The 24662-nt window shown below is 69.4% G+C and carries 23 protein-coding genes, 1 tRNA gene and 2 pseudogenes; 14 read left to right on the top strand and 12 right to left on the bottom strand.

What is annotated here, in order from left to right; translation table 11 throughout:
- Positions 1 to 75: 75 nt before the first annotated feature.
- Complete coding sequence (locus tag E1269_RS06370) at positions 76 to 795, bottom strand: TetR/AcrR family transcriptional regulator (protein ID WP_131892539.1); 720 nt, start codon at positions 793 to 795, stop codon at positions 76 to 78.
- Between the two features lie 124 nt (positions 796 to 919).
- Between E1269_RS06370 and E1269_RS06365 the strand changes: the two genes are divergently transcribed.
- The gene (locus E1269_RS06365; protein ID WP_131892537.1) at positions 920 to 1318 is read left to right on the top strand and encodes a VOC family protein; all 399 of its coding nucleotides are present in this window, start codon (positions 920 to 922) and stop codon (positions 1316 to 1318) included.
- 58 nt (positions 1319 to 1376) lie between these two features.
- On the opposite strand, the gene E1269_RS06360 is transcribed toward E1269_RS06365, so the two are convergent.
- Positions 1377 to 2189, bottom strand: coding sequence for an endonuclease/exonuclease/phosphatase family protein (locus tag E1269_RS06360; protein WP_131892535.1), 813 nt, complete (start codon positions 2187 to 2189; stop codon positions 1377 to 1379).
- Between the two features lie 3 nt (positions 2190 to 2192).
- A complete protein-coding gene (locus E1269_RS06355; RefSeq protein ID WP_131892533.1) occupies positions 2193 to 2969 on the bottom strand; it encodes a DUF72 domain-containing protein in 777 nt (258 codons plus the stop codon).
- Here E1269_RS06355 and E1269_RS34175 point away from each other — a divergent pair.
- Positions 2968 to 3270 carry a DUF2293 domain-containing protein gene (locus E1269_RS34175; RefSeq protein ID WP_131892531.1) on the top strand — a complete coding sequence of 101 codons (303 nt, stop codon included), beginning with the start codon at positions 2968 to 2970 and terminating at the stop codon, positions 3268 to 3270. The two genes, E1269_RS06355 and E1269_RS34175, sit on opposite strands and share 2 nt — an antisense overlap.
- Before the next feature lie 152 nt (positions 3271 to 3422).
- Here E1269_RS34175 and E1269_RS06345 read toward each other — a convergent pair whose 3' ends face one another.
- Both E1269_RS06345 and E1269_RS06340 read right to left on the bottom strand, forming a co-directional pair.
- Positions 3423 to 4784, bottom strand: a complete 1362-nt coding sequence (locus E1269_RS06345; RefSeq protein WP_131892529.1) for an FtsX-like permease family protein — start codon at positions 4782 to 4784, stop codon at positions 3423 to 3425.
- A 2-nt stretch (positions 4785 to 4786) separates the two neighbouring features.
- The gene (locus E1269_RS06340) at positions 4787 to 5566 is read right to left on the bottom strand and encodes an ABC transporter ATP-binding protein (RefSeq protein WP_131892527.1); all 780 of its coding nucleotides are present in this window, start codon (positions 5564 to 5566) and stop codon (positions 4787 to 4789) included.
- A gap of 196 nt (positions 5567 to 5762) precedes the next feature.
- On the opposite strand from E1269_RS06340, the gene E1269_RS06335 reads away from it, so the two are divergent.
- The 10 genes from E1269_RS06335 to ltrA all read left to right on the top strand — a co-directional run bounded on the left by E1269_RS06335 (position 5763) and on the right by ltrA (position 14556).
- The gene (locus E1269_RS06335) at positions 5763 to 6284 is read left to right on the top strand and encodes a hypothetical protein (protein WP_131892525.1); all 522 of its coding nucleotides are present in this window, start codon (positions 5763 to 5765) and stop codon (positions 6282 to 6284) included.
- Between the two features lie 106 nt (positions 6285 to 6390).
- Positions 6391 to 7131: a YcnI family copper-binding membrane protein gene (locus E1269_RS06330; protein WP_131892523.1), complete on the top strand. Its 741-nt coding sequence runs from the start codon at positions 6391 to 6393 to the stop codon at positions 7129 to 7131.
- Entirely contained in the window at positions 7124 to 7771 is a 648-nt protein-coding gene (locus E1269_RS06325) for a copper resistance CopC family protein (RefSeq protein ID WP_162606255.1), read from the top strand. Before E1269_RS06330 ends, E1269_RS06325 begins: the two co-directional genes overlap by 8 nt.
- Complete coding sequence (locus tag E1269_RS06320; RefSeq protein ID WP_131892519.1) at positions 7771 to 9777, top strand: bifunctional copper resistance protein CopD/cytochrome c oxidase assembly protein; 2007 nt, start codon at positions 7771 to 7773, stop codon at positions 9775 to 9777. Before E1269_RS06325 ends, E1269_RS06320 begins: the two co-directional genes overlap by 1 nt.
- A 65-nt stretch (positions 9778 to 9842) precedes the next feature.
- A tRNA-Phe gene (locus E1269_RS06315) sits at positions 9843 to 9915 on the top strand.
- A 286-nt stretch (positions 9916 to 10201) separates the two neighbouring features.
- Positions 10202 to 10753 (top strand): hypothetical protein, encoded by a 552-nt coding sequence (locus E1269_RS06310; RefSeq protein ID WP_131892517.1) that lies wholly within the window; start codon positions 10202 to 10204, stop codon positions 10751 to 10753.
- Positions 10750 to 11079, top strand: coding sequence for a hypothetical protein (locus E1269_RS06305; protein ID WP_131892515.1), 330 nt, complete (start codon positions 10750 to 10752; stop codon positions 11077 to 11079). Before E1269_RS06310 ends, E1269_RS06305 begins: the two co-directional genes overlap by 4 nt.
- 14 nt (positions 11080 to 11093) lie before the next feature.
- Entirely contained in the window at positions 11094 to 11381 is a 288-nt protein-coding gene (locus E1269_RS06300) for a transposase (protein ID WP_131892513.1), read from the top strand.
- Positions 11378 to 11701: a hypothetical protein gene (locus E1269_RS06295; protein WP_131892511.1), complete on the top strand. Its 324-nt coding sequence runs from the start codon at positions 11378 to 11380 to the stop codon at positions 11699 to 11701. Before E1269_RS06300 ends, E1269_RS06295 begins: the two co-directional genes overlap by 4 nt.
- Before the next feature lie 1037 nt (positions 11702 to 12738).
- Positions 12739 to 14556 carry a group II intron reverse transcriptase/maturase gene (gene ltrA / locus E1269_RS06290; protein ID WP_476702865.1) on the top strand — a complete coding sequence of 606 codons (1818 nt, stop codon included), beginning with the start codon at positions 12739 to 12741 and terminating at the stop codon, positions 14554 to 14556.
- A 493-nt stretch (positions 14557 to 15049) separates the two neighbouring features.
- Here the strand turns inward: ltrA and E1269_RS34170 are convergent.
- The 3 genes and pseudogenes from E1269_RS34170 to E1269_RS06275 form a co-directional block, all read right to left on the bottom strand.
- Positions 15050 to 15406, bottom strand: a pseudogene (locus E1269_RS34170) (class I SAM-dependent methyltransferase); the annotation flags it as partial.
- Between the two features lie 372 nt (positions 15407 to 15778).
- Positions 15779 to 16627, bottom strand: a complete 849-nt coding sequence (locus tag E1269_RS06280; protein ID WP_203433018.1) for a carbon-nitrogen hydrolase family protein — start codon at positions 16625 to 16627, stop codon at positions 15779 to 15781.
- Between the two features lie 802 nt (positions 16628 to 17429).
- Positions 17430 to 18491, bottom strand: coding sequence for a phosphotransferase enzyme family protein (locus E1269_RS06275; RefSeq protein ID WP_203433016.1), 1062 nt, complete (start codon positions 18489 to 18491; stop codon positions 17430 to 17432).
- Positions 18492 to 18697: 206 nt separating this feature from the next.
- Between E1269_RS06275 and E1269_RS34545 the strand changes: the two are divergent.
- Positions 18698 to 19011: pseudogene (locus E1269_RS34545) on the top strand (ATP-binding protein); the annotation flags it as partial.
- A 188-nt stretch (positions 19012 to 19199) separates the two neighbouring features.
- Here E1269_RS34545 and E1269_RS06265 read toward each other — a convergent pair.
- Together E1269_RS06265 and E1269_RS06255 are read right to left on the bottom strand one after the other, a co-directional pair.
- Positions 19200 to 19904, bottom strand: a complete 705-nt coding sequence (locus tag E1269_RS06265) for an alpha/beta fold hydrolase (protein ID WP_131892505.1) — start codon at positions 19902 to 19904, stop codon at positions 19200 to 19202.
- A 1062-nt stretch (positions 19905 to 20966) separates the two neighbouring features.
- Complete coding sequence (locus E1269_RS06255) at positions 20967 to 22550, bottom strand: carboxylesterase/lipase family protein (protein WP_131892493.1); 1584 nt, start codon at positions 22548 to 22550, stop codon at positions 20967 to 20969.
- A 209-nt stretch (positions 22551 to 22759) separates the two neighbouring features.
- Here E1269_RS06255 and E1269_RS06250 point away from each other — a divergent pair, with 209 nt between their 5' ends.
- Positions 22760 to 23836, top strand: coding sequence for an aldo/keto reductase (locus E1269_RS06250; protein ID WP_131892491.1), 1077 nt, complete (start codon positions 22760 to 22762; stop codon positions 23834 to 23836).
- Between the two features lie 72 nt (positions 23837 to 23908).
- On the opposite strand, the gene E1269_RS06245 is transcribed toward E1269_RS06250, so the two are convergent.
- Together E1269_RS06245 and E1269_RS06240 are read right to left on the bottom strand one after the other, a co-directional pair.
- A complete protein-coding gene (locus E1269_RS06245) occupies positions 23909 to 24187 on the bottom strand; it encodes a hypothetical protein (protein WP_131892489.1) in 279 nt (92 codons plus the stop codon).
- 210 nt (positions 24188 to 24397) lie between these two features.
- On the bottom strand, positions 24398 to 24619 hold the full coding sequence (locus E1269_RS06240; RefSeq protein WP_026874431.1) for a BldC family transcriptional regulator: 222 nt from the start codon (positions 24617 to 24619) through the stop codon (positions 24398 to 24400).
- Positions 24620 to 24662: the final 43 nt, after the last annotated feature.

Genomic DNA, 24662 nt, shown 5'->3' with positions numbered 1-24662 from the left:
GTCGTCATCGCCCGCTTACACCGGCCCCTGCGCGCGCCCGTCGGGCACTGAGGTCCGGCGATCTCGGCCGGAGGATCAGGCGGAGCGCTCGGCGAGCAGTCGCTCCACGCCGTCGAGGATGACGCGCAGGCCGAACTCGCGATCGCCGCACTCCAGCGGGGCGTCGCCGGCCGCGGCCAGCGCGGTCAGGACGGGGAAGCGGTCGGCGTGGTCGCGCAGGATCTCGGCTTGCAGAGGGCTGGTCCACGGCTGGGTGCCGGCCGTGGACGCGGACATGGTGGTGCGGATGTGGCCGCCGAGCATCCGGGCCAGGCCCATCCGCTCCGCCGGCGTCAACCCGCTGTCCTGGAGGATGGCCTGGGCCACCTCGGTCCAGCCGACCTCGTTGGGGCCCATCACCCGCTCGCCCATGGTCACCCCCGGCAGCCAGGGGTGCGCCTCCCATGTCTCGCCGAGCAACCGCACCCACGCTTCGATGCGCGGCCGCCACCCGGTGGCGTCGCCGGCGATGGTGGCCGGGTCGGACGGTTCACCGACGGCGAGGTCGATCATGGCCGCGATCAGCTCGTCCTTGCCGGCGACATACCGATAGAGGGACATCTTCGTGAAGTCCAGATCGTGGGCGACCCGCTGCATCGACACCGCCGCGATGCCCTCGGTGTCGGCGATCTGGACCGCCGCCCGAGCGATGCGCTCGAGGCTCAGCAGCGGCTTCGGCCCGCGCGTCGGCCCTTCGCGCAGCCCCCACAACAACGCGATCGTGCCGTCGCCCGCTGATCCCGAGTCCGTCACCATGTGCCCTCTCCTCCATCCGGAGAGAACTCTACCAAAATTGAGTCTTGCGGAAACAGTATCCTTAAGACACAGTTATCTCCGGCGGAAACAGTTGACCCGACCGGAACACCGATCAGGAGGCACCATGTCCCGCACGCTCTTCCTCAACCTGCCGACCAAGGACGTCAGCAGGGCCACCGACTTCTACACAGCTCTGGGCTTCGAGCTCGTGCCGGACTTCAGCAACGAGCAGGCCGCCTGCGTCAAGATCAGCGACCAGATCTTCGTCATGCTCGTGTCCGAGGGCTTCTTCTCGACCATCGTCACCGACCACATCGCCTGGACCGGCACCGCGGCGGCCTACGCGCTGTCGACCGACAGCCGCGACGAGGTCGACGAGCTGGTCCAGAAGGCGCTTGACGCCGGCGGGCAGAAGGCGAAGGACCCGCAGGACGAGGGCTTCATGTACGGCTGGAGCTTCCTCGACCCCGACGGCCACCACTGGGAGGTCATGTGGATGGACCCGAACGCGGGTGAGGCCTGACCCACCCACGTCGCGGTGCACGCCCGCGGCCGTGGCGGACCGGGATCGCGCGCCACGATCAGTCCGCCACGGCCAGGTCGGCGACCACACCGAAGTGGTCACTGCCCCACACCTCGCCGACCGGCCGGTCGAACAGGCGCGAGCACGACGCGATGTGCAGCGTGGGACCGCGGGCACCGCACCTGACCAACACGTAGTCGATGCGCCGGCCTGGGATGCGCGCCCAGTCGTTCTCGGCGAGGATCTGCGGATTCTCCAGCGTGAACGTGAGGCCGTCCTCGCCGGGTCGTGCGAACTCCCAGGCGTCCTGGTACGCGACACTCATCCCGCCGAGCGACTGCCGGCCCGTCCAGAACCGCATGCTGGCCGACTCCGGACGGGCATCCATGTCACCGGCGACGACCACGTGCACCTCGCGCTCACCGACGAGGTCCTCGACGAACCGGGCACCGCTGACCGCCTGCAGCTCACGCTCGTGCTCGTATCCCAGCTGCCAGCTCGGCTTGTGGTTGACGAACAGCAGCCGCCCGACCGGGGTCGCCACGTCGATGGCGGCTGACTGGCCGAGGAAGTCGGCCTGGACCACCCGGCGGGTGCCGTCCAGCGCGGTCTCCTGCACGTCCTCGGGCTCCCACCTGCTGACGATCGAGCAGCCCACGCCGCCGCGCCCGCGTCGGCTGTGATGCACGACGTGGTAGCCGGCGCCGAAGAGGTCGGCCACCTGGTCGTACCCGTCGTCGAGGATGGTCTCCTGCAGCGCGACCAGGTCCGCCTCGAGGGCGCGGAACCCGTCACGGAGCACGTCGCGACGGCGTCGCCAGTCTCCGTGCCGGCCCCAGATGTTCAGCGTTGCCACCCGGATCGTCGCCATGGATCAGCTCACTCCCAGCTCGTCCCGCGCGGGGGTCCGGCTCACGGTCCGGCCCCGCCGCCGCACCGCCGCGGCGAACCGGACCGCGTTGCGGACCGCCGCACCGTCCGGGTCGTTGTTGAAGTACGCGAAGACGTCCTGGCTGTCGGACCAGGCGCCGACGAGTCTCTCGGCCCAGCTGCGCAGCGCCTGGTCTCCGTACGACGGCCACGGCCGGGCGGCTCCCTCGTGCAGCCGCACGTACCCCCAGTCCGCGGTGCGCCACAACGGCGTCACCGGCCGGCCGCCGCGGTCGGCCCAGCACAGCGCGGCGCCGTGTCCCGTCAGCACAGCACGGACCTCGTCGCTCCACCACGACTCGTGCCGCGGCTCCACCGCCACCCGGACCGCGCGCGGAAACTGGTCCAGGCACTCGGACAGCCGGTCCGGCTCCGCTCGCAGGTTCGGCGGCAGCTGGATCAGCACCGGGCCGAGGCGGTCGCCCAGCCCGGCCGCGGCGTCGAGGAGCCGGCGCACCGGCTCCTCGGCGTCGCGCAGCCGCTTGATGTGAGAGAGGTACCGGCTGGCCTTGACCGCCATCACGAACCCGTTCGGCGTCCGCTCCCGCCACGACTGGAACGTCTCACGCGTGGGCAGCCGGTAGAACGCGCTGTTGTTCTCCACGGTCGCGAACGCCTCGACGTAGCGGTCCAGCCAGTCCCGCTGCGGCAACGACCGCTCGTACAGCACGTCGCGCCACGAGTCGTACTGCCATCCCGACGTTCCCACCAGCACCGGCATGCTCGTTCAATGCCCCATCGCCGGCGATTCGAACGGTCACCGAAGGCGCTACGCGGTCGAGATCGTCGCGCGGAGCCCGAGAAGCGCAGCGCCGGCCACCCTGGCTCGCTGGGCGCATGACGCGGACGTCGAGGCGGCTTTCCGCACTCACTGGGTCTCGCGGCAGTGTTGTTTCCTGGGTGCCATCCGCCACACCGACACCGACTACGACGAGCTCCTGATGGCGGGCGTCCCGCGCGACGAGGCACGTGAACGAGTCCGCCGAGCGTCGACCACATCTCTCTCGCTGGCGAACCCCTGATGGAGCTCACCCGGTGAGCCACGCGTTCTGGGCCGAGCCGGCCTGAGTCGGCGACGCCCCGGCGGCGCGGGTGCGCATCGGCAGACACGAGCGGGGCGACGTCGCCGGCCTGCTGGCCGACGCCATCGCCCCGCGCTGGGACCAAGAACCGATCAGACCGCCACGGCCTGCACCGCCGGCATCCGGATCGCCTTGCGGGCCGCGCCCAGGCATGAGGCCAAGGTCAATGTCGCGGCCACCGAGACGATGGCGAGGTAGATGCCGATGGTGGTGTCCGGCAGCAGCTCGCCGGTGCGGGCCAGGCTGTAGGGGAACACGGTCACGATCGAGCCGATCGAACCGAACAGCACGCCCGCCGCGGCCAGGACGACACCCTCCATGCCGACCATGCGCATCACCTGGGGTGGGGTCGAGCCGACCAGCCGCTGCTGGCCGAACTCGCGCCGCCGGTAGGTGGTAGCCGCGACCAGCGTGTTGATCACCATGATGGCCGCGAAGACCGAGAGCATCCCCACGACCACGAGGTTCAGCGTCTCGATGGCCGCCACGTCCTCGGCCGGGATCGACGACGACGCCGCCGGGGGTGCGGAGTTCTCGATGCTCTGCATGTACAGCGTGCCTGTGGCGATGCCGGTGAACAGGATGATCGGCATCAGCGCGCCGGCCACGTGCTGCGTCCGGCGGCGCACGTTCTCGACCGCGAGGTAGCCGCTGGCACCGCCGAGCATCCGCAGCGGACCCGCCAGCACCGCCGTCACCAGCCGCACGAGCACCGGCCCGAACAGGGCCAGCCCGATGGAGAACCAGATCGAGGCCTGCCCGGCGGTCTGCATCGCGTCGATGCCCTTGCCATCGAAGACGGTCGCGGTCACGATGCCGCAGTTCACGCCCGCCGCTAGGAACACGATCGCGGCGATGGTGCGCTTGCGGGTCATGCGCGTCTGCTCGATGGTGACGGCCGTCATCGCCTCCTGGGCTCGCAGCTTCGTGGCCCGGCGAGCGGCCACGCCCGCGCCGCCGAGCGACGCCAGCAGCGTCACGCCGATCCCGATGGACAGCGCCGCCGGGCCGAACGCGTAGGACAGTCCGGACGCGACCTGGTCGGTCTCCTGCAGCATCTCCAGCAGCAGCCACCCGCCGCCGGCGGCCAGCGGGACCGCCAGCAGCGCCGCCGCGACGGCGACCAGGGCAGTCTCGCCGACGATCATCCGGCCGACCTGGAACGGGGTTGCTCCGACGCTCTTCAGCAGCGCCAACTCCCCGGCCCGCTGCCGCACCGACAGCGTCATGGTGGAGGTGACCGCGAACAGGACGATCACCAGGCCCCAGCCGCCGACGACGGTCGCCATGGTGACCAGCGTCTCTTCGCTGAGGTCGTCCACTCCGGCACCGCCCGCGGTGTCGAGCATGGCGGCGAACGCCATCACGACGGTGGCGCCGAGGAACATCGACAGGAAGCTCGCCACGAAGCCACCGGCGCGGTGCCGCAGCGATCGCACAGCCAGCTGGATCATGGTCAGGCTCCCACCACGCGTCGCAGGGAGACCTCGTCGCCCAGATGCGTCATCCGCTCCGCGACCGCCTCGGCCGTGGGGTGGGCGAGCGTGCCGACCATCTGACCGTCTGCGAGGAAGACGACGGAGTCGGCGTAGGAGGCCGCGACCGGATCGTGGGTCACCATGACCACGGTCTGCCCGAACTCCCGGACCGCACCGGCCAGCAGCGTCAGCACCGAGCGGGCGCTGCGGGTGTCAAGGGCTCCGGTCGGCTCGTCCGCGAAGATCACGCTCGGGTTCGTCACCAGCGCCCGGGCGATGGCGACCCGCTGTTGCTGGCCGCCGGAGAGCTCGGCCGGGCGGTGGTTGGTCCGATCGCCCAGGCCGACCTTCTCCAGGATGGACCGGCACTGCTTGCGGTCCACCTTCTTGCCGGCCAGCCGCAGCGGGAGCGCGACGTTCTGCATCACCGTCAACGCCGGCAGCAGGTTGAACTGCTGGAAGATGAAGCCGACGCGCTGCCGGCGAAACTTCGTCAGCGCGGTCTCGCTGCCGCCGGTCAGCTCGGAGCCGTCGATGAAGACCCGACCTTCGGTGGGCTGGTCCAGACCGGCCGCGCACTGCAGGAGCGTGCTCTTGCCGGAGCCGGAGGGCCCCATGATCGCGGTGAAGGTCCCGGCCGCCAGACTGACGGACACGCCGTCCAGTGCCCGGACCGGGTTCTCACCGGAGCCGTAGGTCTTGCTGACCCCGACGAGGCGCAGGGCCTGCGCCGCCCTGCTCGTGTCGTACCCAGCCATGTCCGTTCTCCTTGTCGCTGGCGTCTCGATGACTGTGTTCTCGGCCTATGGCCACGCTAGGGATCACCGGGGTGCGCGGACGATGGAGCGACCTCCCGAGCCGGGGGTGGGGCTACCCCCCGTGCCACCTGATCGGGGCCCTTGACCTGCTCGGTACAGTGACGACGTGCGTGGGCTGGGACGAGGACGGGCGCGGGTGACGCGCGGTCTCGTCATGGCGGCCACGTGCCTGCTGGTCCCCACCGCCGCGCACGTCGCCGCCGGCGGTGCCGCGCCGGTCCAGGCCGGCTTCCTGCTGCCGGCCGCGCTGCTCTGCGTGGCCTGCGTGGCACTGGCCGACCGCCGCCGCTCGGCCGGCGAGATCGCGGCGGTGTTCCTGCTCTCTCAGCCGGTGCTGCACGTGCTGCTCACGCTGGGCGGGCACGGCGACGAGATGACCTCGGTGCTGCCCGGCCCGTCGATGCTCGTCGCCCATGTCGTCTCGGCGACCGCCCTGACGGTGCTGCTGGCCGGCGCGGAGAACGTCGCGTGGTCACTCGCGGCGCTCTCGGCCACCGTGCTGCTGACGCGGGTCCGCCGGCTGCTGGCGTCACCGCCGCTGGTGGGACCGGCGCGGATCATCGTCGACGGTGCCCGGCTTGCCGTCGTGCCGCGCGGCGTGGTTCTGGTCCGGTCGACGCCGTGGAGAGGTCCGCCGGTGCCCGCTGGCACCTGCTGACATCGCATCACCGGTGCGCGCCCGCGTATTCCGCGGTTCCCGCATTGCTTACGACCGGCACCCGGTGTGCCGGCTCTCCACAACCCACCACAAGGGACGTCAACTCATGATCATCCATCGGCGCGCCGTCGCGCGCGCAACGCTCGCCGCCGCCGGAGCCGTCGCCGCCGGCTTGGCGCTGACCGCCACCGCGTCCGCGCACGTGACGATCCGCCCGGACGTCGACACCTCCGGCTCCTACTCCAAGATCACCGTGCGGGTCCCGAACGAGTCCGACACGGCCGGCACCGTGCAGGTCCAGCTCGACCTGCCCGCCGACACCCCGTTCGCGTCGGTCCGCGTCCAACCGCGGCCAGGCTGGACGGCGGAGCTCACCCGCACGCAGTTCCCCGAGCCGGTCGAGGTCGGCGACCGCGTCCTCGAGGAGGCTGTCACCTCCGTCACCTGGACCGCAGACCCCGGCGTGCGCATCGGCCCGGACGAGTTCGACGAGTTCGCCATCTCCGTCGGACCGCTGCCGGACCCCGGCACGTACTACCTCCCCGCCACCCAGACCTACGACGACGGCGAGGTCGTCGCCTGGGCGGAGGAGCCGGTCGAGGGCGGCGAGGAGCCTGAGCGGCCGGCGCCGGAGCTCACCGTCGTCGAAGCCGAGGAGCCGGTCGAGGGCGGCGACGACGCACACTCCGTCGACGACACCTCGGAGTCCTCGGACACCTCGGGATCGTCGGAAGCGTCGGAGGACACGACGGACGGGCTGGCCCGTGGCGTGGGCATCGGCGGCGTGGTCGTCGGTGCCGCCGGCCTGGGCATCGGTGCCGCGGCTCTGCGACGGCGCCGTGCGTAGGCTCGCCGCCATCGTCGGGGTCGCGGCACTCGCCGCGGCCCCGGCCGCCGGGCTCACGCTGGTGGCCGCCCCACCGGCGGCGGCCCACGACGTGCTGGTGTCCAGCTCGCCGGAGGAGGGCGCCGTCGTCGGCACGCCACTCACCGCTGTCGAGCTGACATTCAACAACCCGGTCTCCACCGAGTTCGCCCAGGTGACGGTGCTCGACGCGGAGGAGGGCGAGCACCAGGACGGCGCACCGACGGTGGTCGGGCCGACCGTCACGCAGGCCGTGCACGAGCTGCCGGACGGCGACTACACGATCGCGTACCGGATCGTCTCGTCCGACGGCCACCCGATCTCCGGGACGATCTCCTTCAGCGTCGCCGCCGCTGCCGCCGAGCCTCCGACGACGGAGCCCGCGGCACCGACCACCGGCACGGGCGAGCCGACACCGTCGACGACGACCGGGGACGGTGAGCCGACCCCGTCGCCGACCTCCGGCACGGTCACCCCGGCCGGCTCGTCGGAGGACGACGGCGGCCTGGGCTCCACCACGATCGTCCTGGTGATCGTCGCCGCGGCCGCCGTCGTCGCCGTCGTCGCCTTCCTGGCGGCCGGTGGGCGGCGGCGCGGCCAACCGGAGGACACTGGCAGCTGATGAACACCGCGAGCCCGACCACCGACATCGTGCCGCCCACCCGCCAGTGGGGCGTCGCGGCGGTCGCCGTCGCCCTGGTCACGCTGGTCGTGGCCCTCGTCGTGGGCGGCGGCGGCACCACCGCCGTGATCCCCGGCCTGGGCGACCCCGGCGAGGTGACCCGCTGGGGCCTGCCGATCGCCAAGGCCGTGCTCGACGGCGCCGGCGCGGTCACCGTCGGGCTGCTCGGGCTCGCGGTGATCCTGCCGGTGCGCAAAGGTGAGCTGGGTGGCGAGGCGCTGCGGGCCCTGCGCGCGGCGTCGTGGTCGGCGCTCGTGCTGGCCGCCGGGGCCGCCGTCGTACACCTGCTCACCCTGTCCGACCTGGTGGGCCGGCCGCTGCAGGACGCTCTGGTCGGCGACTCGTTCGTCTCCTACACGTCGAGCGTCGAGCAGGGGCGAGCGTACGCGGCCACCGTCGTGCTCGCCCTCACGATCATCCCGGCGGCGCGGCTCACGCTCGGGCACGGCGGGGCGATCGCGCTGCTGTGCCTCGGCATCGCGACCTTGGTCCCCATGGGGCTCATCGGCCACTCGTCGTCCGGCGACTACCACCACTCGGCCCGGGTGTCGCTGCTGGTGCACCTGATCGGGATGGCGCTGTGGGTCGGTGGCCTGGTCGCCGTCGCCTGGTACGCCGGCAGGCGCGGACGCGAACTACCCCGCGCGACCAAGGCCTTCTCGTCCGTCGCGCTCGGGTGCTTCGCCATGGTGGCCGCGAGCGGCGTACTCAACGCGTGGGTGCGGGTCCCGTCGCTCGGCGAGGTGTTCACGTCCGCGTACGGGCTGATCATCGTCGGCAAGGCGATGGCGCTCCTCGCACTCGGCTGGTTCGGCTTCCAGCACCGTCGCCGGACCCTGGCTCTGGTCGAGGCCGGACGGCCCGGCGCGTTCCGCCGGCTGGCGGCCGGCGAGATCGTCATCATGGCCGCCGCCCTCGGCATGGCCGTCGCGCTGAGCCGCACCGAGCCGCCGACGCCGGAGATCCCCGAGGTCATCACGCCGGTCCGGTCGCTCATCGGGTTCCCGATCCCGCCGGAGTTCAGCGCCGGCCGGCTGTTCACGCAGACCTACCCGGACGCGCTGTTCGCCCTCGGCTGCCTGGCCGCCGTGCTGCTCTATGCCGGCGGCGTCTGGCGCCTGCACCGCCGCGGCGACCGCTGGCCCGTCGGCCGCACCATCGCCTGGATGGCCGGCGTCGCCACGGTCGCCTTCGCCGGGCTGACCGGGCTGATGACCTACGGCATGACGATGTTCTCGGTGCACATGGTCCAGCACATGATCCTCATGATGGTCAGCCCGATCCTGCTGGTGCTCGGCGGGCCGATCACCCTGGCACTGCGCGCCATCCGGCCGGCCCGGCGCGGCGATACCGGACCGCGTGAGATCATCATGGCCGCCGTCAACAGCCCGGTCGCCCGGGTGCTCACGCATCCCGTGGTGGCGCTGGCGCTGTTCGTGTCCGGGTCGTTCACGGTCTACTTCACCGGCCTGTTCGAGTCGGCGATGCGCCAGCACACCGGCCACATGCTCATGAGTGTGCACTTCCTGGTCGTGGGATACATCTTCTTCGAGATGCTCATCGGCATCGACCCGCTCCCCAAACGGCCACCGTTCCCGGCCCGGGTGGTGCTGCAACTGCTGGGCATGGTCTTCCACGCCGTGTTCGGCCTCGCCCTCATGGAGTCCTCCCGCCTCATCGCCGGCGACTACTACCGTGAGCTGGGCGAGGAGATCACCTGGCTGCCGGACACGCTGGATGACCAGATCCTCGGCGGCCAGATAACGTGGGGCTTCGGCGAGCTGCCCGGGCTGCTCGTCATCGGCGTCCTCTTCGTCCAGTGGTACCGCTCCGACGAACGCGAAGCCCGCCGCTTCGACCGCCGCGAAGGCGACGACGAAGCCGAGCGCACCGCCTACAACGCCTACCTCGCCCAGCTCGACGAACGCTCCCGCCGCGAGCCCTGATCGGCCCGGTCGGGTCGATTTCATCCCGGGCGGCGCTGTCGGCTAAACTCGTGCCGCCAACGCAAGGACAGGTAGCTCAGTTGGAAGAGCGTCCGCCTGAAAAGCGGAAGGTCGGCGGATCGAACCCGCCCCTGTCCACCCCTTCACCAGCACGAACATCTCTCGTTCGTTGCCGCAGTTGACCGTGATTCCCCGGCCGTATCCGCCCCTTGGGGCACGCCGGGGGCACGGCGATCCATCCGCTCGCGCCGTCTGAGTCAGCGAGCCGAACTCCGCCCGTCACGCCGCATCGCGCTCATCGTGCGCCGGGCGCGTGGCCCTCCCGCAGCTGGGATCGACCTCATCCCTTGTAGTCGCCCCCGGCCGGTGCGCGAACACCGGTCCGGGGACTTGATCCCACCCTGTACTAGCCAGGAGGAGACCCATGGTCACCGTACCGAAGCCGAAGAAGCGAGAGATCATCACCCGTGCACCGTTCGTGCATCCCGACGTCGGCGAGATCGTCGCGTACCACGACGAAGAAGGCCCGACCATCGATGTGACGATCCGCCCGGAGGGCTCCGAGGAGTACGCGCACTTCGGACTCACCGCGGCCGACGCGCACCAGCTGGCCGACGAGCTGCACCGCATCGGCACTATCGTTCAGCGGGCCGGTTGGACTCCGACCATCCTCGCGGATGCAAGGGCGTACCTGCCGGGAATGACTGACGATCAGATCATCGAGCGGCTGGACCGGCTCTACCGGCGCTGGGGCGGCCTCGTGATCGGGTTCCGTGGCCGGCTCGATCGTGCCGCCGCCCGTGCGCTCATGGTCGAGGACCACATCGAGACGCTGGAACGCTCGATGGCGTTGATCGAACAGAACGCCGGGCCGTTGTCCGGGATCCCGGAGCTGGCCGACCGGCTGGACGAGTTGCGCTCGTCGCTCGAAGCCGTGCGCCAGCTGTACATCGATGAGCAGGAGCGCCGGCCGTGATCGGGGCCAAGGACCGCAACGCGGCGTGTCAGGTGAAGTGGTGCGACGAGACCGGCACGCACACGGTGCACCGCAAGTACCTCGCATCGGTACCAGGTGGGATCCGCGGCGCGGGCCTGGTCGGCGTGAACCTCGCCCAACGCGTCCAGCCGCGAGCGTCGGTGTGCGTCGAGCTGACAGTGACAACTCCGTGGGCGTCGACGGCCGGCTACCTGTTCGCCGCCGCGTCCGTGCCTGACATCGCGGCCGCGCTGACCGAGGCAGCCGAGCGAGCGACGGAGCTGGACGCAGTACGGCATCGGAATGACGAATGTCACTACTCGTAGTAGGGTTGTAGTAGATGAATGTGGACTGGACGCACGGTGCCGCGCACATGTGGGACCGCCACCAGGTCAGTGTTCAGGAGGCAAACGAGGCGCTGGCCGACCCGCTGGCATGGGTGATGGACCCGGACCCGAAGAGCAAGTCCGGCGACAGCATCCGGGTCATCGGGTTGTGCCGGTCACGAGAGGAGCTGTTGACGGTGATCCTGGTCCGCGACCCGGCCGTGTCGTGGCTGTGGGGCGCGAACGGGTGGCCGTCGAACAGCAGCGACCGGCGGGAGTACATGCGAAGGAGGCGAGCATGAGCAGGATCGAAGACAAGATCAAGGAGATCCAGGAAGAGTCCGAGGCGACCAGGGAGGAGCCCTATCCCGAAAGTGTGGTGGGGACTCAACCGAACCTGGCCGGGTCGGTCGTGCAGTCGGTGCGGTTGCCGGCAGCGGAGTTCGCGAAGATCGAGCAGATCGCTCGTGAGGCCGAGCTCCCGGTGTCGGCGCTGATCCGCGGATGGGTGCTGAACACTCTGGCGGCTCGGGAGAACGCCACACTGAAGGACGCGGTGAACCGGCTCATCTCCGACGCCGACGAGCTGCGCCGCTTCATCGACAGCGACCCCGCCGCGTAGATCGTGCAGCGCGAGGGCGTGGCCACTCTCCGGCGTCGCCCTCGTAACTGCCGCCTTCCGGGGCCGCCGCGGAGCGTGTCCAGGGTCGACGTAGTCGATCGCGTAGCGACACGGAGCGCAGCGCAGTGCCCTTGACTCGCGCAGTGCAGGCCGGATCATGGCGGCGTGAGGGGGACGCCTCCTGATCGGCAGGGCTCGGTCGACAGTTTGGCCGGCGATGGTGGAACGACTCTCCGTCGCCGGCCTTCTGCATGTCCCGCGGCCGCCGGCCGGGCCGCGGGAGCGACCGGCCGCCAGGCCGCATGCCCGACCCGGCCCAAAGCCGAGCCGCCTTGACGGAGTAAAGAAAGTTCTCGCGTGCGACACGAAGTCGCGTATGGCGAGTGAACTCGCAGGTTGGAGGCCGGTTATGCCGGATGCGTAGTTCTCGATCAGTGTTCGAGATCGATCCCCGCCCTGGCGTGCGCTGACGGGTCCTGTCCGTTGGGGTGCGAAGCCCAGGGTGCAAGCCTAAGGGCCTCCGTTCTGTCCGGGGGAGCAACCGGGCGAGGGGAAGACCGGACGGGTGAACGTCAGTGAACCCTTGATGATGCCTCGTTACTTCTAGCCCTGGAAGACAGGATGAAGACCAGGGTGGTAGGGCCTGGCCGCTGGAAGAGGCGGCAAGCGGCGACCGGACAGTGAGAGCCGGTCGCGAGAACACCGCTGGCCTCGGGGTTGAGAGGGCACCCACCCCGGTCGTTGCTCGTGTGCGTGGAACGTGGAAACCCCGTCGTGGTCCGGGCCGTCGGTCCGGTAGGCCGATCGTAAGAGGGGCGGAATTCCTCGGCGGGACAGGATGCCCAAGAAGCAGATGCCGGCGGCCGAAAGGCGACGGGACCCGCAACCGACAGGCCGCTACTCCTGGCGGTGGCTGCGGGGAACCGGCCGGATGCCGGCCCTGGCGGCCGGGCCCGAGAGGGCGCTGACGTGGGCAGGTGAGCCGGTGAACGCCGACGCTGTACGGCCTGACGAACCGAAGGGGCACGTTAGACACGATGACGGAGATAGCTTTCGCCGCGGCGATGGCGGCTCTGGGAGTGAACGGACCCGAGGACGACGCGCTGGATTGGGACGCCATTGACTGGCGCCACCATGAGCGCAACGTAGTCAGACTGCGGCAGAGGATCTTCACGGCGACGCGGGAGCAGGACTGGGCGTCGGTCCGGTCCTTGCAGAAGTTGATGCTGAGGTCCTGGTCGAACACGCTGGTCAGCGTGCGCCAGGTCACTCAACGCAATACCGGGCGTCGGACAGCTGGGATCGACGGCGAGATCGCCTTGTCGTCGCCGCAACGAGCGCGAGTCGCGGAGCGGGTGCACCGCTCGCGCTCGTCCTGGCAGCCAGTGCCGGTCCGGCGCGTGTACATCCCGAAATCCGGCAACAGCGCGAAACTGCGCCCGCTCGGCATCCCAGTGATCATGGACCGTTGTCACCAGGCACGGGTCCGTAACGCGCTGGAGCCGGAGTGGGAGGCCCGGTTCGAACCCCGATCGTACGGGTTCCGGCCAGGCCGCAGCTGCGCCGACGCGGTCGGCGCCTTGTTCGTCACGCTCAGCGGGCCTCGCGCCAAACGAGTGTGGATCCTGGACGCCGATCTCGCCGCCGCGTTCGATCGGATCGCTCACTCGCGGCTTCTCGACGCGCTCGGGTCGTTCCCCGCCAGGGACATGATCGCGGGCTGGTTGAAGGCCGGAGTGATCGAGGACGGAACGCTCACGCCCACCGAGGAGGGTTCGCCTCAGGGTGGGGTGATCAGCCCGTTGCTGATGAACGTGGCGTTGCACGGACTCGAACAGGCCGCAGGAGTCCGCTACCACACCTCCGGCGTGCGTGCCGAAACGGTGGCGGGCTCCCCCGTTGTGGTGCGATACGCCGACGACGTGACCGTGTGCTGCCACTCCCAGCGGCAGGCCGAGCAGGTCAAGGCACAGTTAGCCGAGTGGCTGGCGCCCAGGGGGCTGGCCTTCAACGAGGACAAGACACGAATCGTGCACCTCAGCGAAGGTTTCGACTATCTGGGATTCAACGTCCGCCGCTACCGAAACGGCAAACTGCTGATCAAACCCAGCGCCGACGCGGTCAGGCGGATACGGAAACGGCTCACCGACGAGATGCGCAGCCTGCGTGGCTCGAACGCGATGGCGATCATCGCCAGGCTCAACCCGGTCATCCGGGGCTGGGCCGCCTACTACCGTGGGGTGGTCTCCAGCAGAATATTCGCCGAGCTGGACACCCACCTGTGGCGGCTCACCTACCGGTGGGCCAAACGCAGCCACCCCAACAAGCCGAAGAGGTGGATCGTCAGACGCTATTTCGGCAAGTTCAACAGGTTCAGGAACGACCGATGGGTGTTCGGCGCCCGCGATCGGGTCATCAACGCCCGCGGCGACGTCGCCTACCTGGTCAAGTTCGCCTGGACCAACATCGTCCGGCACCAGCTCGTCGCCGGTGCGGCATCGCCCGACGATCCCCACCTGGCCGACTACTGGGCCACCCGGCGCCGACGGGTCAAACCGCCGCTGGACAGCTTCAACCTGCGCCTGCTCGCCAAGCAGGACGGCCGCTGCCCACTGTGCGGTGACCACCTCCTCGTCGCCGACCAGCCCCCACAATCCCCGCTCGCGTGGGAACGATGGTGGCTGCACATCGTCCGTCGAGCGATCGCCATGAACGACCTGACGCATCACGGACGAACCGGCACGCCGGACGGTGAACGAACACGCCTCGTACACGCTTCCTGCCACCGCAGCCTCCGGGCACGCCAACGCAGGAACCCGGCAACTCCACCCGCAACGCCCTCGCGGCTTGCTTGAGCCGTGGCGCGGAGAAATCCGCACGTCCGGTTCTGAGGGGGCGCCGACACGGCAACGTGTCGGCGCTACCCGACCACGCCTGCCGTCGCCGGGCTGTCCTCCGTCGGCTGATGCGCGACACTCGTCCGCCAGTTGATCTGCGGCAGTCGAGCACGGATCGCGGCAGATCCGTGCGCATGCCTTGAGTCAGTTCGGCGGTGCGAGCCAGACTGCGGTGTACCTCCAGAAGGGGCCGCGGCGAACCTTGACGCCGGGAAGCGATGCGTGGAGGGCCCCTCTGATCTGTGTGTATGAGTCGGTCGGCTCTGCTACGGGGGCCGTCATGCTCTCGGGGGGGTTCAGAGGCACGCCGCGGGTGAAGGACCAAGCCTATGAGCGGGTTCATCAGCAGTGAGACAAGTTCGAGCCACCGCTGCGAGCGTGGCTCGTCGCGGTAGCAGCCAACGATGATCAACCGGCCACCCGGGGTGACGACCTCTCGTGCCGCGCGAATGCCTCGGTGCAGGGGGAGGTGATGGAGTACGGCGACCATCGAGACGAAGTCAAAGCGGGAGTGTTCGCTTGTAGGGAAGGCGGATTGAACGACCGTGACGTTGGAACGATCCTTCGTGGACGCGGTCGCCTTCTTCGAAGCGTCAGGGTCGGGTTCAATCCCGGTGACCTCCGGCAAGACGCGCGCGAGCCTGCGAAGCAATCTGCCGGTACCGCAGCCGACGTCGAGGCCCGTGACGGCACCAGCGCGTCTTCCGCGCCAGGCGTGGTAGATCACGAAGGGCGCATATGCATCGTTGTGCGACCACGGGTGGTGCTCATTGATGCGAGCGAGGGTTTTGAGAAGGCGCGTCCTCATGTTGGCTCCAGTCAAACAGAACCGATGCACGGCGCATCGGAGCCCAGCCCGGCCGGGCTCGGACATCTGCAGATCCGTGCATTGGCCGGCGCTTGGTGGTCCCAGACTCCTAGCCTGTCGCACATCAGTTGACGGAAATGTGTCGCGGATCTGTTGGCGGATCACACTGCCGTCGCCGGGCTGTCCTGTCGCGGGTGATGCTTGACAGTCGCGTGCCAGTTGATGCTTGACACCAGGCCCCGAGATCGGCCGTCGTTGTCGACGATGTTCTGCGGGCGTCGACGTGGGTGGCCCATCGAGACCGGCAGACGGCCGAACCCACAACCGTGAGCCAGCCGTCCGCGACGTGCTGCCACGCCGCCGTGCCGCCGCTCAGTAGGTGATACGACTTCGGGTCCGTCGGCGCCAATCTCGTGCGAGCGGGCTGAGAGTGTCCTCACGGTGAATCTCGGTGACGGCGACGGCCGGCATGCCGTCCGCCGGGCATCGAGCGGCCCAACCGCCCCGTGGACCGATCACACCTGCGTACGGTCCCGATGGGTTGGCCGGCACGGCGAGGCTGATCCAGTAGCTGTTGGCCGCGGCGTACCCGCGGACCTCGGTCGCCACGGTTTCCCGACCGGGGAGGCCGCTCGACTCGTAGGACGTCAGCACGCCGTCGACGTCGAGGCGCTCATACCCGGTGAATACCTCTGGGAAGTGGGCGTCCATGCCCAACGCGAGGCCGAACCGGTACCCGTCGACCTCGAACGTCACCGGTGTGGCGCCGGCGCTGTACATGTAGGTGATCTTCGTGTTGGAGAGCGTGCGTTCGTCGTACCGTGCCGCGACGGTCCCTTGGTCGGAGACCACGTACAGGCTGTTGTACGGAAGCGTCGGAGCCGGCAGGCGATGGACCGACGCGATCACCACCCAGATGCCGAGCTCGCCCGCCAACGCGGCGATCTGGCCCTGTTCCTCCTCGATCACCGCCCACTGGGCTTTAGTCCAGTCGGCCGGCCCGACCTGGTCCGGCCCGAGTTCGGACATCACGAACTTGCTCGGAAAGCAGATCGCGCCTTCGGTGAAGTGCACGAGGCGGGCTCCAGCGTCGGCCGCGTCCTTCATCAGTTGGCGGACCTCGGCCGCGCTTGCACGCAAGCCGTCGGCGTCGGTGGGGTCGTCGCGAACCGTCGACTGGGCGACGGCGATGCGGAGGGTGGTCTGAGTCGTGTCCGGCATGTCTGCTCCTGTCGGAGTCGGACGGAAGTGCCGGAGGGCAGCCACGTAGGACTCACCGGTCTTGGCGGCGCGGGCGCGAACCCGTCGTTTGAGGTTCCTCTGCGCTGTCATCTGGCCTTCCACGCACTCGCACGCGATCCCCCCAGCGATCCCGTCCGAGGCAGTTGACCAGGACGAGGGGCCCGAGACAGGAAGTCCCTTTGCCTTCTGAGTCAAGACCAGGCTGGGGCCGGTCAACGAAGGTGAGGCGGAGGCCGCGCCCAACTCATATGTTTCCGCACCGCCGCCAGCCTCGTCAAACCCCAACGCGCACGCCCCTCTGGCCGGACTCGTGAGACGAGCCCACGGGCCCGCTCGGGCTCCGTGGCGAGGCACGCCTGCTCCAGGATTGCCGTACCCCTCAGCGTCCTAGAGACGATGTCGAGCATCAGGTGGCACTGATCCGTCAAGCATCAACTGCGTCAAGGCACTGCCGTCGCCGGGCTGTGCTCCGTCGGCTGATGTGCGACACGCGTCCGTCGGTTGATCTCCGACATCGGTCGTGATCGGCACCCTGATTCGGGGCGTCTCCGTGGGGGCGTCCCGGACTCGGGGAGGCCGGGATTGGCACTGGTTGCGTTGTCGGTGGTCGAGCAGCGCCTGGACGCTGTGCGGGCTGTGTTGGCGGGCATGGAGGTGACTGAGGTCGCGGCGCGTGCAGCGGCGCGGGTCTTGATCGTCTCGGATGGTGCCAGTACAAAGGGTTCCAGAGCGCCGGGGCGGCACGTGCTCGCGTGATCCTGAGGTGCTGGCCGGCTGTGAATCATCGGAGGTGGTCTCGCAGCACGTCCTGGGTCTCGTCGACCTTGTCCAGCAGCACGAGTGCCGCCTCGTGCCGGGCTCGCCCGTATGCCTGCAGGGATGCCTCGACCGCGCTTGGGTTGTCCAGTGGTTCGGCGAGTGGATACGTCGAGGCCAGTGTGTATGCGCAGCCCACGGCGACTGTGGAGATGAGGTCGTTCAGCCGGGCAGCTGGATACTCCGTCCGGTACGCGGCAAGGAGTTCGGGAAGCCCGGTGACCCATTGGTCGCCGAGCAGGATGGTCCTGGGGTCGCACCCGATCCGGGCGATCTCCCACGACACGTAGCGTGGCGTCGGCGGCTGGAAATCGATCACGGCCGCGACGTTGTCGCCCCTCAGCAGAAGGTTCGGCGAGGCAAGATCGCCGTGCACGATCTGCTCGGTCAGCTCGGGCAGGCGCGCCAGGATGGTGGTGACGCGGTCCAGCAAGGCGCGGCGCTCCTCGAGAGCGTCCAGGGCCCACACTTCGAACGGGTCATGTGTGCTGCGGCGGTGGTACTCGGCGATCAGCCGGTCGAACCTGGCGCGGGTCCGCTGCATGTCGCGTATCCCTGCCCCAGGGCGCGCCGTGGACGCGGCTGCAGGGTGATCGGCAAGACGGCGGTGGAGCCTGCCCAGGACGGCGCCGACGGCCTGCCACCGGTCGCCGGTGAGTCCGCCTTCGGCGGTTTCGGCGTCGGCGATGTACTGCCACACCGACATTGGCACCCGCCCCAGGTCCTCAACCAGCTTGCCCTCGCGGGTACGGCGCACGCCCGGAATCGGCACCTGGCCCGCCCGGGCGAATTCGGCCAGTTCTACCGCCTCCCGCTCCCGCTGCAGGACCGTGCGGTCGCGGTAGACCTTGGCGAACCACTGGTCACCCGAGCGGTCGGTGACGAGATAGTTGACCGTCGCTGTGCCCACGGGAATGTGGGTGGCTTCGGTCACGTGCAGGCCGTAGGCGAGGTCCAGCGTGTCGGTGACCGCACCGACCAGCTGCTCAGCTTCGGAGGCGGTCTTCACGGTGCGGATGTACGCCACCGGACAACCATAGGGCACGATTTAGTGCACAAGCTCCGCCGCCTCGGCTACGAACCCACAGGTCAGCGAGGCGTGCCTCTCCTGAGGCCCGATTCGTGGCCCAAGTCAGGTCTTACGGGGTCCCGAGGCTGGCCCGCCTGGTCGAACGCGACGGCGGTTTGGAGCTGCAGAAGCCGGGGGTGCTGCACCCCCGGCTTCACGCTCACGACCGAGGCGCATCCCGCACCATCTCCAAGATCTTCGGCTGTGACCTGATCGTGGTCGACGACATCGGCATGCTGCCCGCCGGCGCCGACGCCGCGAGGCGTCCTACCGCATCGTCGACGCCGCCTACGAGAGCCGCTCGATCGCAGTCACCAGCAGCATCCATTCCAGCAGCTTCGACACGATCATGCCCAAGACCCTGGCCACCGCTACCGTGGACCGGCTACTGCGCCACGCCCACCTCGCCACCACTAAGGGCGACAGCCACCGCCTCGCCAAAGCACTCGCGGGGAAAGGGATGGTCGCACTGAACTGACCAGCCATCCGGAGAACCGATGTCCACCAACCCGCAGACCTGGTGTCCACCAGCCCGGAGCCCAGCTGACCGCCCTCCCGGACCTCACGATGACCGTCGACACTTGTACAGGGTTTCGCGTTTGCTGACACCGTTCAGATGGCACAGACCGGGATGCTTCATGTCCGGCAACCCCCGAAAAACGCTGGTTAGTCGAAGTTGTGGCAAGCATTCGTCACAACGTCGACCCATACCTGCGGGTGGGTTGCCCACAGGTCGTGAGGAACGCCGGGTGCCTCAACGAAGACGCCTCGCTGGACCAGGGCTGCGAGCTGACGCAGCGGCCATGAGGGGCGAATGTCGTGCTCGGCGGCGATGATGGTCATTGGGACCCGGCAATCAGCTAGGCGGCGGAGCAGGTCCGACTCGTGGATCCACTCCACGAACGACGCACTCAACCCGCGGTGGACCATCGGGTCCCAGTCGATGTCGATCACGGGTTCGGTGTGCTTCAAGGACTCGTAGATCTGGGACCAGGTGCGGTCCTTGTGAAGGCCGTGACCAGCTACGCCGACAACTGAACGGACGCGTGAGGGGTGGTCCAAGGCGTAGCGAACTGCCAGGTCCGCGCCCCAGGAGTGACCAAGCACCACCCAGCTGTCGATCTCCGCAAATCGTCTGACTGATTCAAGGTCGGCCACCGCCTGATCAAGGGTATGTGGGCCACCGGCGGAGCGCCCCACGCCGCGTGGCTCTGGATACCACGCTCGCACTCCCCGCGGCGCGATGTCGTCGTGCTCGAGGTAATGAACGCATCCCGGGCCGCCCGACAAGACCAGGACGTCGGGTCCGCTTCCCGTGATGCCAACGTGTAGGCAAGTCTGATCATCGGCTCGCACAGTCACTGAGTGCATGCACTGATCCTCCCCCACGTCCGCTTGGCTCGGAGTCTCGGTGGCAAGGGTGGCAAACCTCGATCGCGCAGTCGTCGTACCGGTCCCTGCGTGCCGTCATGAACGCCGCCGTCCGCGACGACGCGATCATCCGGAACCCCTGCATGATCCCTGGCGCTGGGTCGGTCAAGTCGCGTGAACGCAAGATCGCTACGGCTGACCAGGTGGTGGAGCTGATCACGACCATCAGCCCAGAGCGCTACCGTGCCGCCGTCGTCCTCGCGGCGTGGTGTGCCTTGCGTCGGGGAGAGGTCTGTGGGATGCGCCGCGAGGATGTGAACTTGGCCAAGGGCACGGTGTCGGTGCGCGAGAACCACGTCGAGCTGCTGGAGTCCCCGGTCCGGTACAACAAGGAGCCGAAGACCCCGCCCGGGAAGCGAGAGGTCACGGCGCCTCCGCACGTGCTGACGTTCCTCGTTCAGCACGCCGAGCGGTGGGCGAGCCAGGAGTGCGGGGATCGACCGGACCAGCCTGGTGTCCCGACACCAGCGGCTCCTCGCAGACGTGCTCACCGACGTCGAGCGGCGTGCCCTTCTCGCCGGACAGAAGAGGATCGCCATTGCCCTTGCTGGTCGGTGGGTGCATGCTGAGTCGATGGCACGAAAGCCATTGCGGTGCCGGCTCGGGTGGCACAAATGGGTGTCCAAGTCGAACGACGACGGCAGCCGTTACATCGGCTGCGCGCGGTGTCCGAAGCAGACCGACGACCCCGGACCCATCAACCCGATTCCTGGCTGAGCAGGCCACGGACGGCACCAGCCTGCCGATGAGCGGCTCCGCTCGCCGAGCGGTCCGCCGGCATCGGGCCGGGCCGGTCGACTACGGCAACCAGCGACCAATGAATGCGCTGGCGAAGGGGTGGACAGGGGCGGGTTCGATCCGCCGACCTTCCGCTTTCAGGCGCCAGCAAAAACCGCAGATAGACGGCCATGATCACGGTGATCGTGCCCCACGCGCGTGCCCCATGTCCGTCACCCCTCCTTGGTCGTCGGCGGTGTGATCGACCACGTCCTCGTCGGGTGCTCAGCGCGGTAGGCCGGCCCAGAGGTCGCAGCGGTGGTCATCGGCGAACGGCGTGGGTGCGATGCCGGCCGTCGACAGCTCGATCACCGTCCCGGTCGTGCCGAACGCGGGCCAGTGCGGCCGGCCGGCGCCGTTCGGGTCGCCGGTGTCAGCGAACGCCGACCAGTAGCCGATGATCGTCTCCGACATCCGTTCCTGCTCGGCGGTGAGATCCGGGTAGGGGTTCTGGGCCAGGTCGAGATCCCACACGTAGGGCAGGTCGAGGCCATGGTAGGACCCCAGCGGGTAGCCGCCTGGCGCCTGGCCGCTGTCCTCGGCGAATTCGTAGGCGAAGACCGGCTGGCGCGCGGCTGCGGCCTCGGCGGAACGGAGCACCGGGCAGGCGCCGATGGAACCGCCCCAGTCGCCGAGCACCGCCGCCAGGGCGAGCGCGGGGCTGTCGTAGTCGGCCGCCGGGTACGCGGCGAGGACGGCGTCGGCTTCGTCGCCGAAGGTGCCGGTCATCATCGTGCGGTACCCATCCGCGGTCAGGCCCGCCTCGCGCAGCACGAATCCTCGCATCTCGTCGCGGGTGCCGCCGATCAGGAGAGGGACCCGCGCGGCGGACCCGTCCCGCAGCGCCTCGCCCGGCTGCCGCGGCAGCACCGGTGTCCCGGCGACGGGGTTCCACGGCCGGTCGCTCACCCGGCCGTCGACCTCCCAGCCGACGTCGTCGAGCGTGTCGAGGAGCTGACCTGGGGTGCGCTGACGCAGGCAGGCCGCGACGTCGTCGGCGGTGGAGCAGCCGAGCTCCGCGGCGGCACGATCGCCGAACTCGTGCGCCTCGGCCAGCGTCGGCACCTGGTTGTCACAGGCGCCGCTCTGCGAGATCGCCCGGTGGAACAGGCCGCGCGACATCGGCGCGGCGAGATGGGCGCACACCGACCGGGCACCGGCGGACTGGCCGGCCAGGGTCACGTTGCCCGGGTCACCGCCGAAGCGGGCGGCGTTGCGGCGCACCCAGCGAAGCACGGCCGCCTGGTCCATGAGGCCGTAGTTCCCGCCGCCGGCCTCGAGCTCCGACGAGGCCAGGAAGCCGAGCGCGCCGAGCCGGTAGTTCGGGGTGACGACGATCAGGTCACCGGAGACGGCGAGCCGCGCGCCGTCGAACTCCTGAGCCGAGCCGGAGTTGAACCCGCCGCCGTGCAGCCACACCAGCACCGGCAGCCGCGCCCCGGGGCGTGCGTCCCGGGGCACCGTGACGTCCAGGTAGAGGCAGTCCTCGGCACCGACCAGGTTGGCCGGGTCGCCTTGGGGGCAGCGGGTGCTCGGTTCCGTGGCGTCGCGGACGCCGGACCACGGCCGCGGAGGCGCCGGGGCTCGCCATCGACGTTCGCCGACCGGGGGCGCGGCGTACGGGATGGCCGAGTAGGTCACGTGGTCGTCGGCGACGCTGCCGCGCAGCCACCCGGAATCGACCCGGATGACACCCGGGTCCGGTGGTTGCCCGGCAGCCGCCGGCGGGGCGACGACGGACGCGGCGAGGCTCGTGGCCGCGACAGCGGCGGCGGCGATCAGGGACCGGGCAAGGGCGCGATTCTGCATGTTAGTGACGCTAGGGGCGCGGGAGCGTCGGCACGTACGCCCAGAATCGGCACCTCTCTACGGCAAATCGCGTACGCCGCGCGACCGGGTCACCGGTGGACGCCGCCGGCACGAGGCAGGCGGTGCGCGGCCTTGACCTGGAGCGCGCTCGAGGTCGTAGCGTTCCCGGCACCGCCTCGAACTCGATCCGCGAACTCCAGGGAGACCCCATGCGCTACCGGCCCCTCGGCGGCACCGGCATCCACGTGAGTCCGTACTGCCTCGGGACCATGATGTTCGGCGCCGTCGGCAACCCCGACCACGACGACGGCGCCCGCGTCATCCACGCCGCCCTTGACCGGGGCGTCAACTTCGTCGACACCGCGGACATGTACTCCGCGGGTGAGTCGGAGGTCATCGTCGGCAAGGCGCTTCGCGGCCGCCGCCGTGACGACGTCGTCCTCGCCACGAAGGTGCACTTCCCCATAGGCGACGACGTCAACCGCCGGGGCAACTCGCGGCGCTGGATCACGACGGCGGTCGAGGAGAGCCTTGCCCGGCTGCAGACCGACTGGATCGACCTCTACCAGGTGCACCGGCCCGACGACGCCACCGACGTCGAGGAGACGCTGTCGGTCCTGACGGACCTGGTCCGTGCCGGCAAGATCCGCGCGTTCGGTTGCTCCACGTTCCCCGCCGAGGAGATCGTTGAGTCGCATCACGTCGCCGATCGGCGCGGCCTGCACCGGTTCCGCACCGAGCAGCCGCCGTACTCCCTGCTGGCCCGCGCCGTCGAGACCTCCGTGCTCCCGGTGTGCCAGCGCTACCGGATGGGCGTGCTGGTGTGGAGCCCGCTGGCCTCCGGCTTCCTGTCCGGGGCGTACCGCAAGGGCCGGCCGGTTGACCTCACGACCGGACGCCCGGCGCTCAACCCCGCCCGCTTCGACCCGTCGATCCCGGAGAACGCCGCCAAGCTCGACATCGTCGAGCGGCTGGTCGAGGTGGCCGACGACATCGGTTGCACGCTGCCGCAGCTGGCCATCGCCTTCACGCTGACACACCCCGCCGTCACCGCCACGATCATCGGGCCGCGGACCATGGAGCAGCTGACCAGCCTGCTCGACGGCGCGGCGGTCACTCTCGACGACGCCACGCTGAACCGCATCGACCAGATAATGCCGCCGGGCCGGAACGCCTACCATCCCGACGGCGCCTGGAGTCCGGCGTCGCTGACCGACCTCGCCCGCCGTCGCCGTTCCGTCGAGGATCGGGCGGCCGCCGACCCGCCGCCTGTGCCGGCACCCTGAACGCCGACACCTCAACGCACCGAGAAGCAGCGGCATGACAATCGCCGGCAGAATGGCTCGGACGGCGTCACATCACCGCAACCACCATTGCATTCCCGCGAGGTGATCACCAATCGCGGCAGTGTTGATTGAAAGGTGAATTGTTGTTCCCGCAAGCGACCCTGCGTGACGAAAGAATGGCCGATCGGCCGATGTGATGATCGGGGAGACGGCGGAGCGATCACGCCGCCAGAAAAGAAAGCCCTCGGTCGAGAAAAGAAAGTGATTGTCGAAAGAAGCAGACACGGGCGGCAACCGTGCATGCCGCCCGTGTCGACGTCTGGCGGCTTCATCGGTGTGCGTGACGATCATGTCCCACCCAGGAGAATGATCACGCCACACCTGCGACGCCGACCCGTCTCGCGCGCATCGTGACTCACACGTCGCACGACTTCTAGTTACGCGTTGCCGCGCAGCCCCCTCCGCCGGCTTGGCCCGCCGCCTACGAGCCCAGCCTGACTTCCCCGTGTACCGCCCCCGCCCGGTAAATGTCGAGCGTATGCTGAGGCGATTCTCACCCCTCTAGAGCTCGCCCACCTCGACGCGCTCCACTGCGGAACCTTGCCCGTTGAGCAGCGCACGCACCTCGGACTCGCGGTACCGCCGGTGGCCACCGAGCGTCCGGATCGACGTGAGCTTGCCGGCCTTGGCCCACCGGGTCACCGTCTTCGGATCCACCCGGAACATGGCCGCCACCTCGGCAGGAGTGAGGAGGGGCTCGGCGTCTTGCGTCCTGGTCGCCATCGTCACCTCCTTAGAACTATAGCGGGAGGTTTCCCGCCACACC

It is taken from the genome of Jiangella asiatica (genome assembly GCF_004349065.1).
Taxonomy (GTDB): domain Bacteria; phylum Actinomycetota; class Actinomycetes; order Jiangellales; family Jiangellaceae; genus Jiangella; species Jiangella asiatica.
This window is presented reverse-complemented; position numbering and strand designations above follow the sequence as displayed.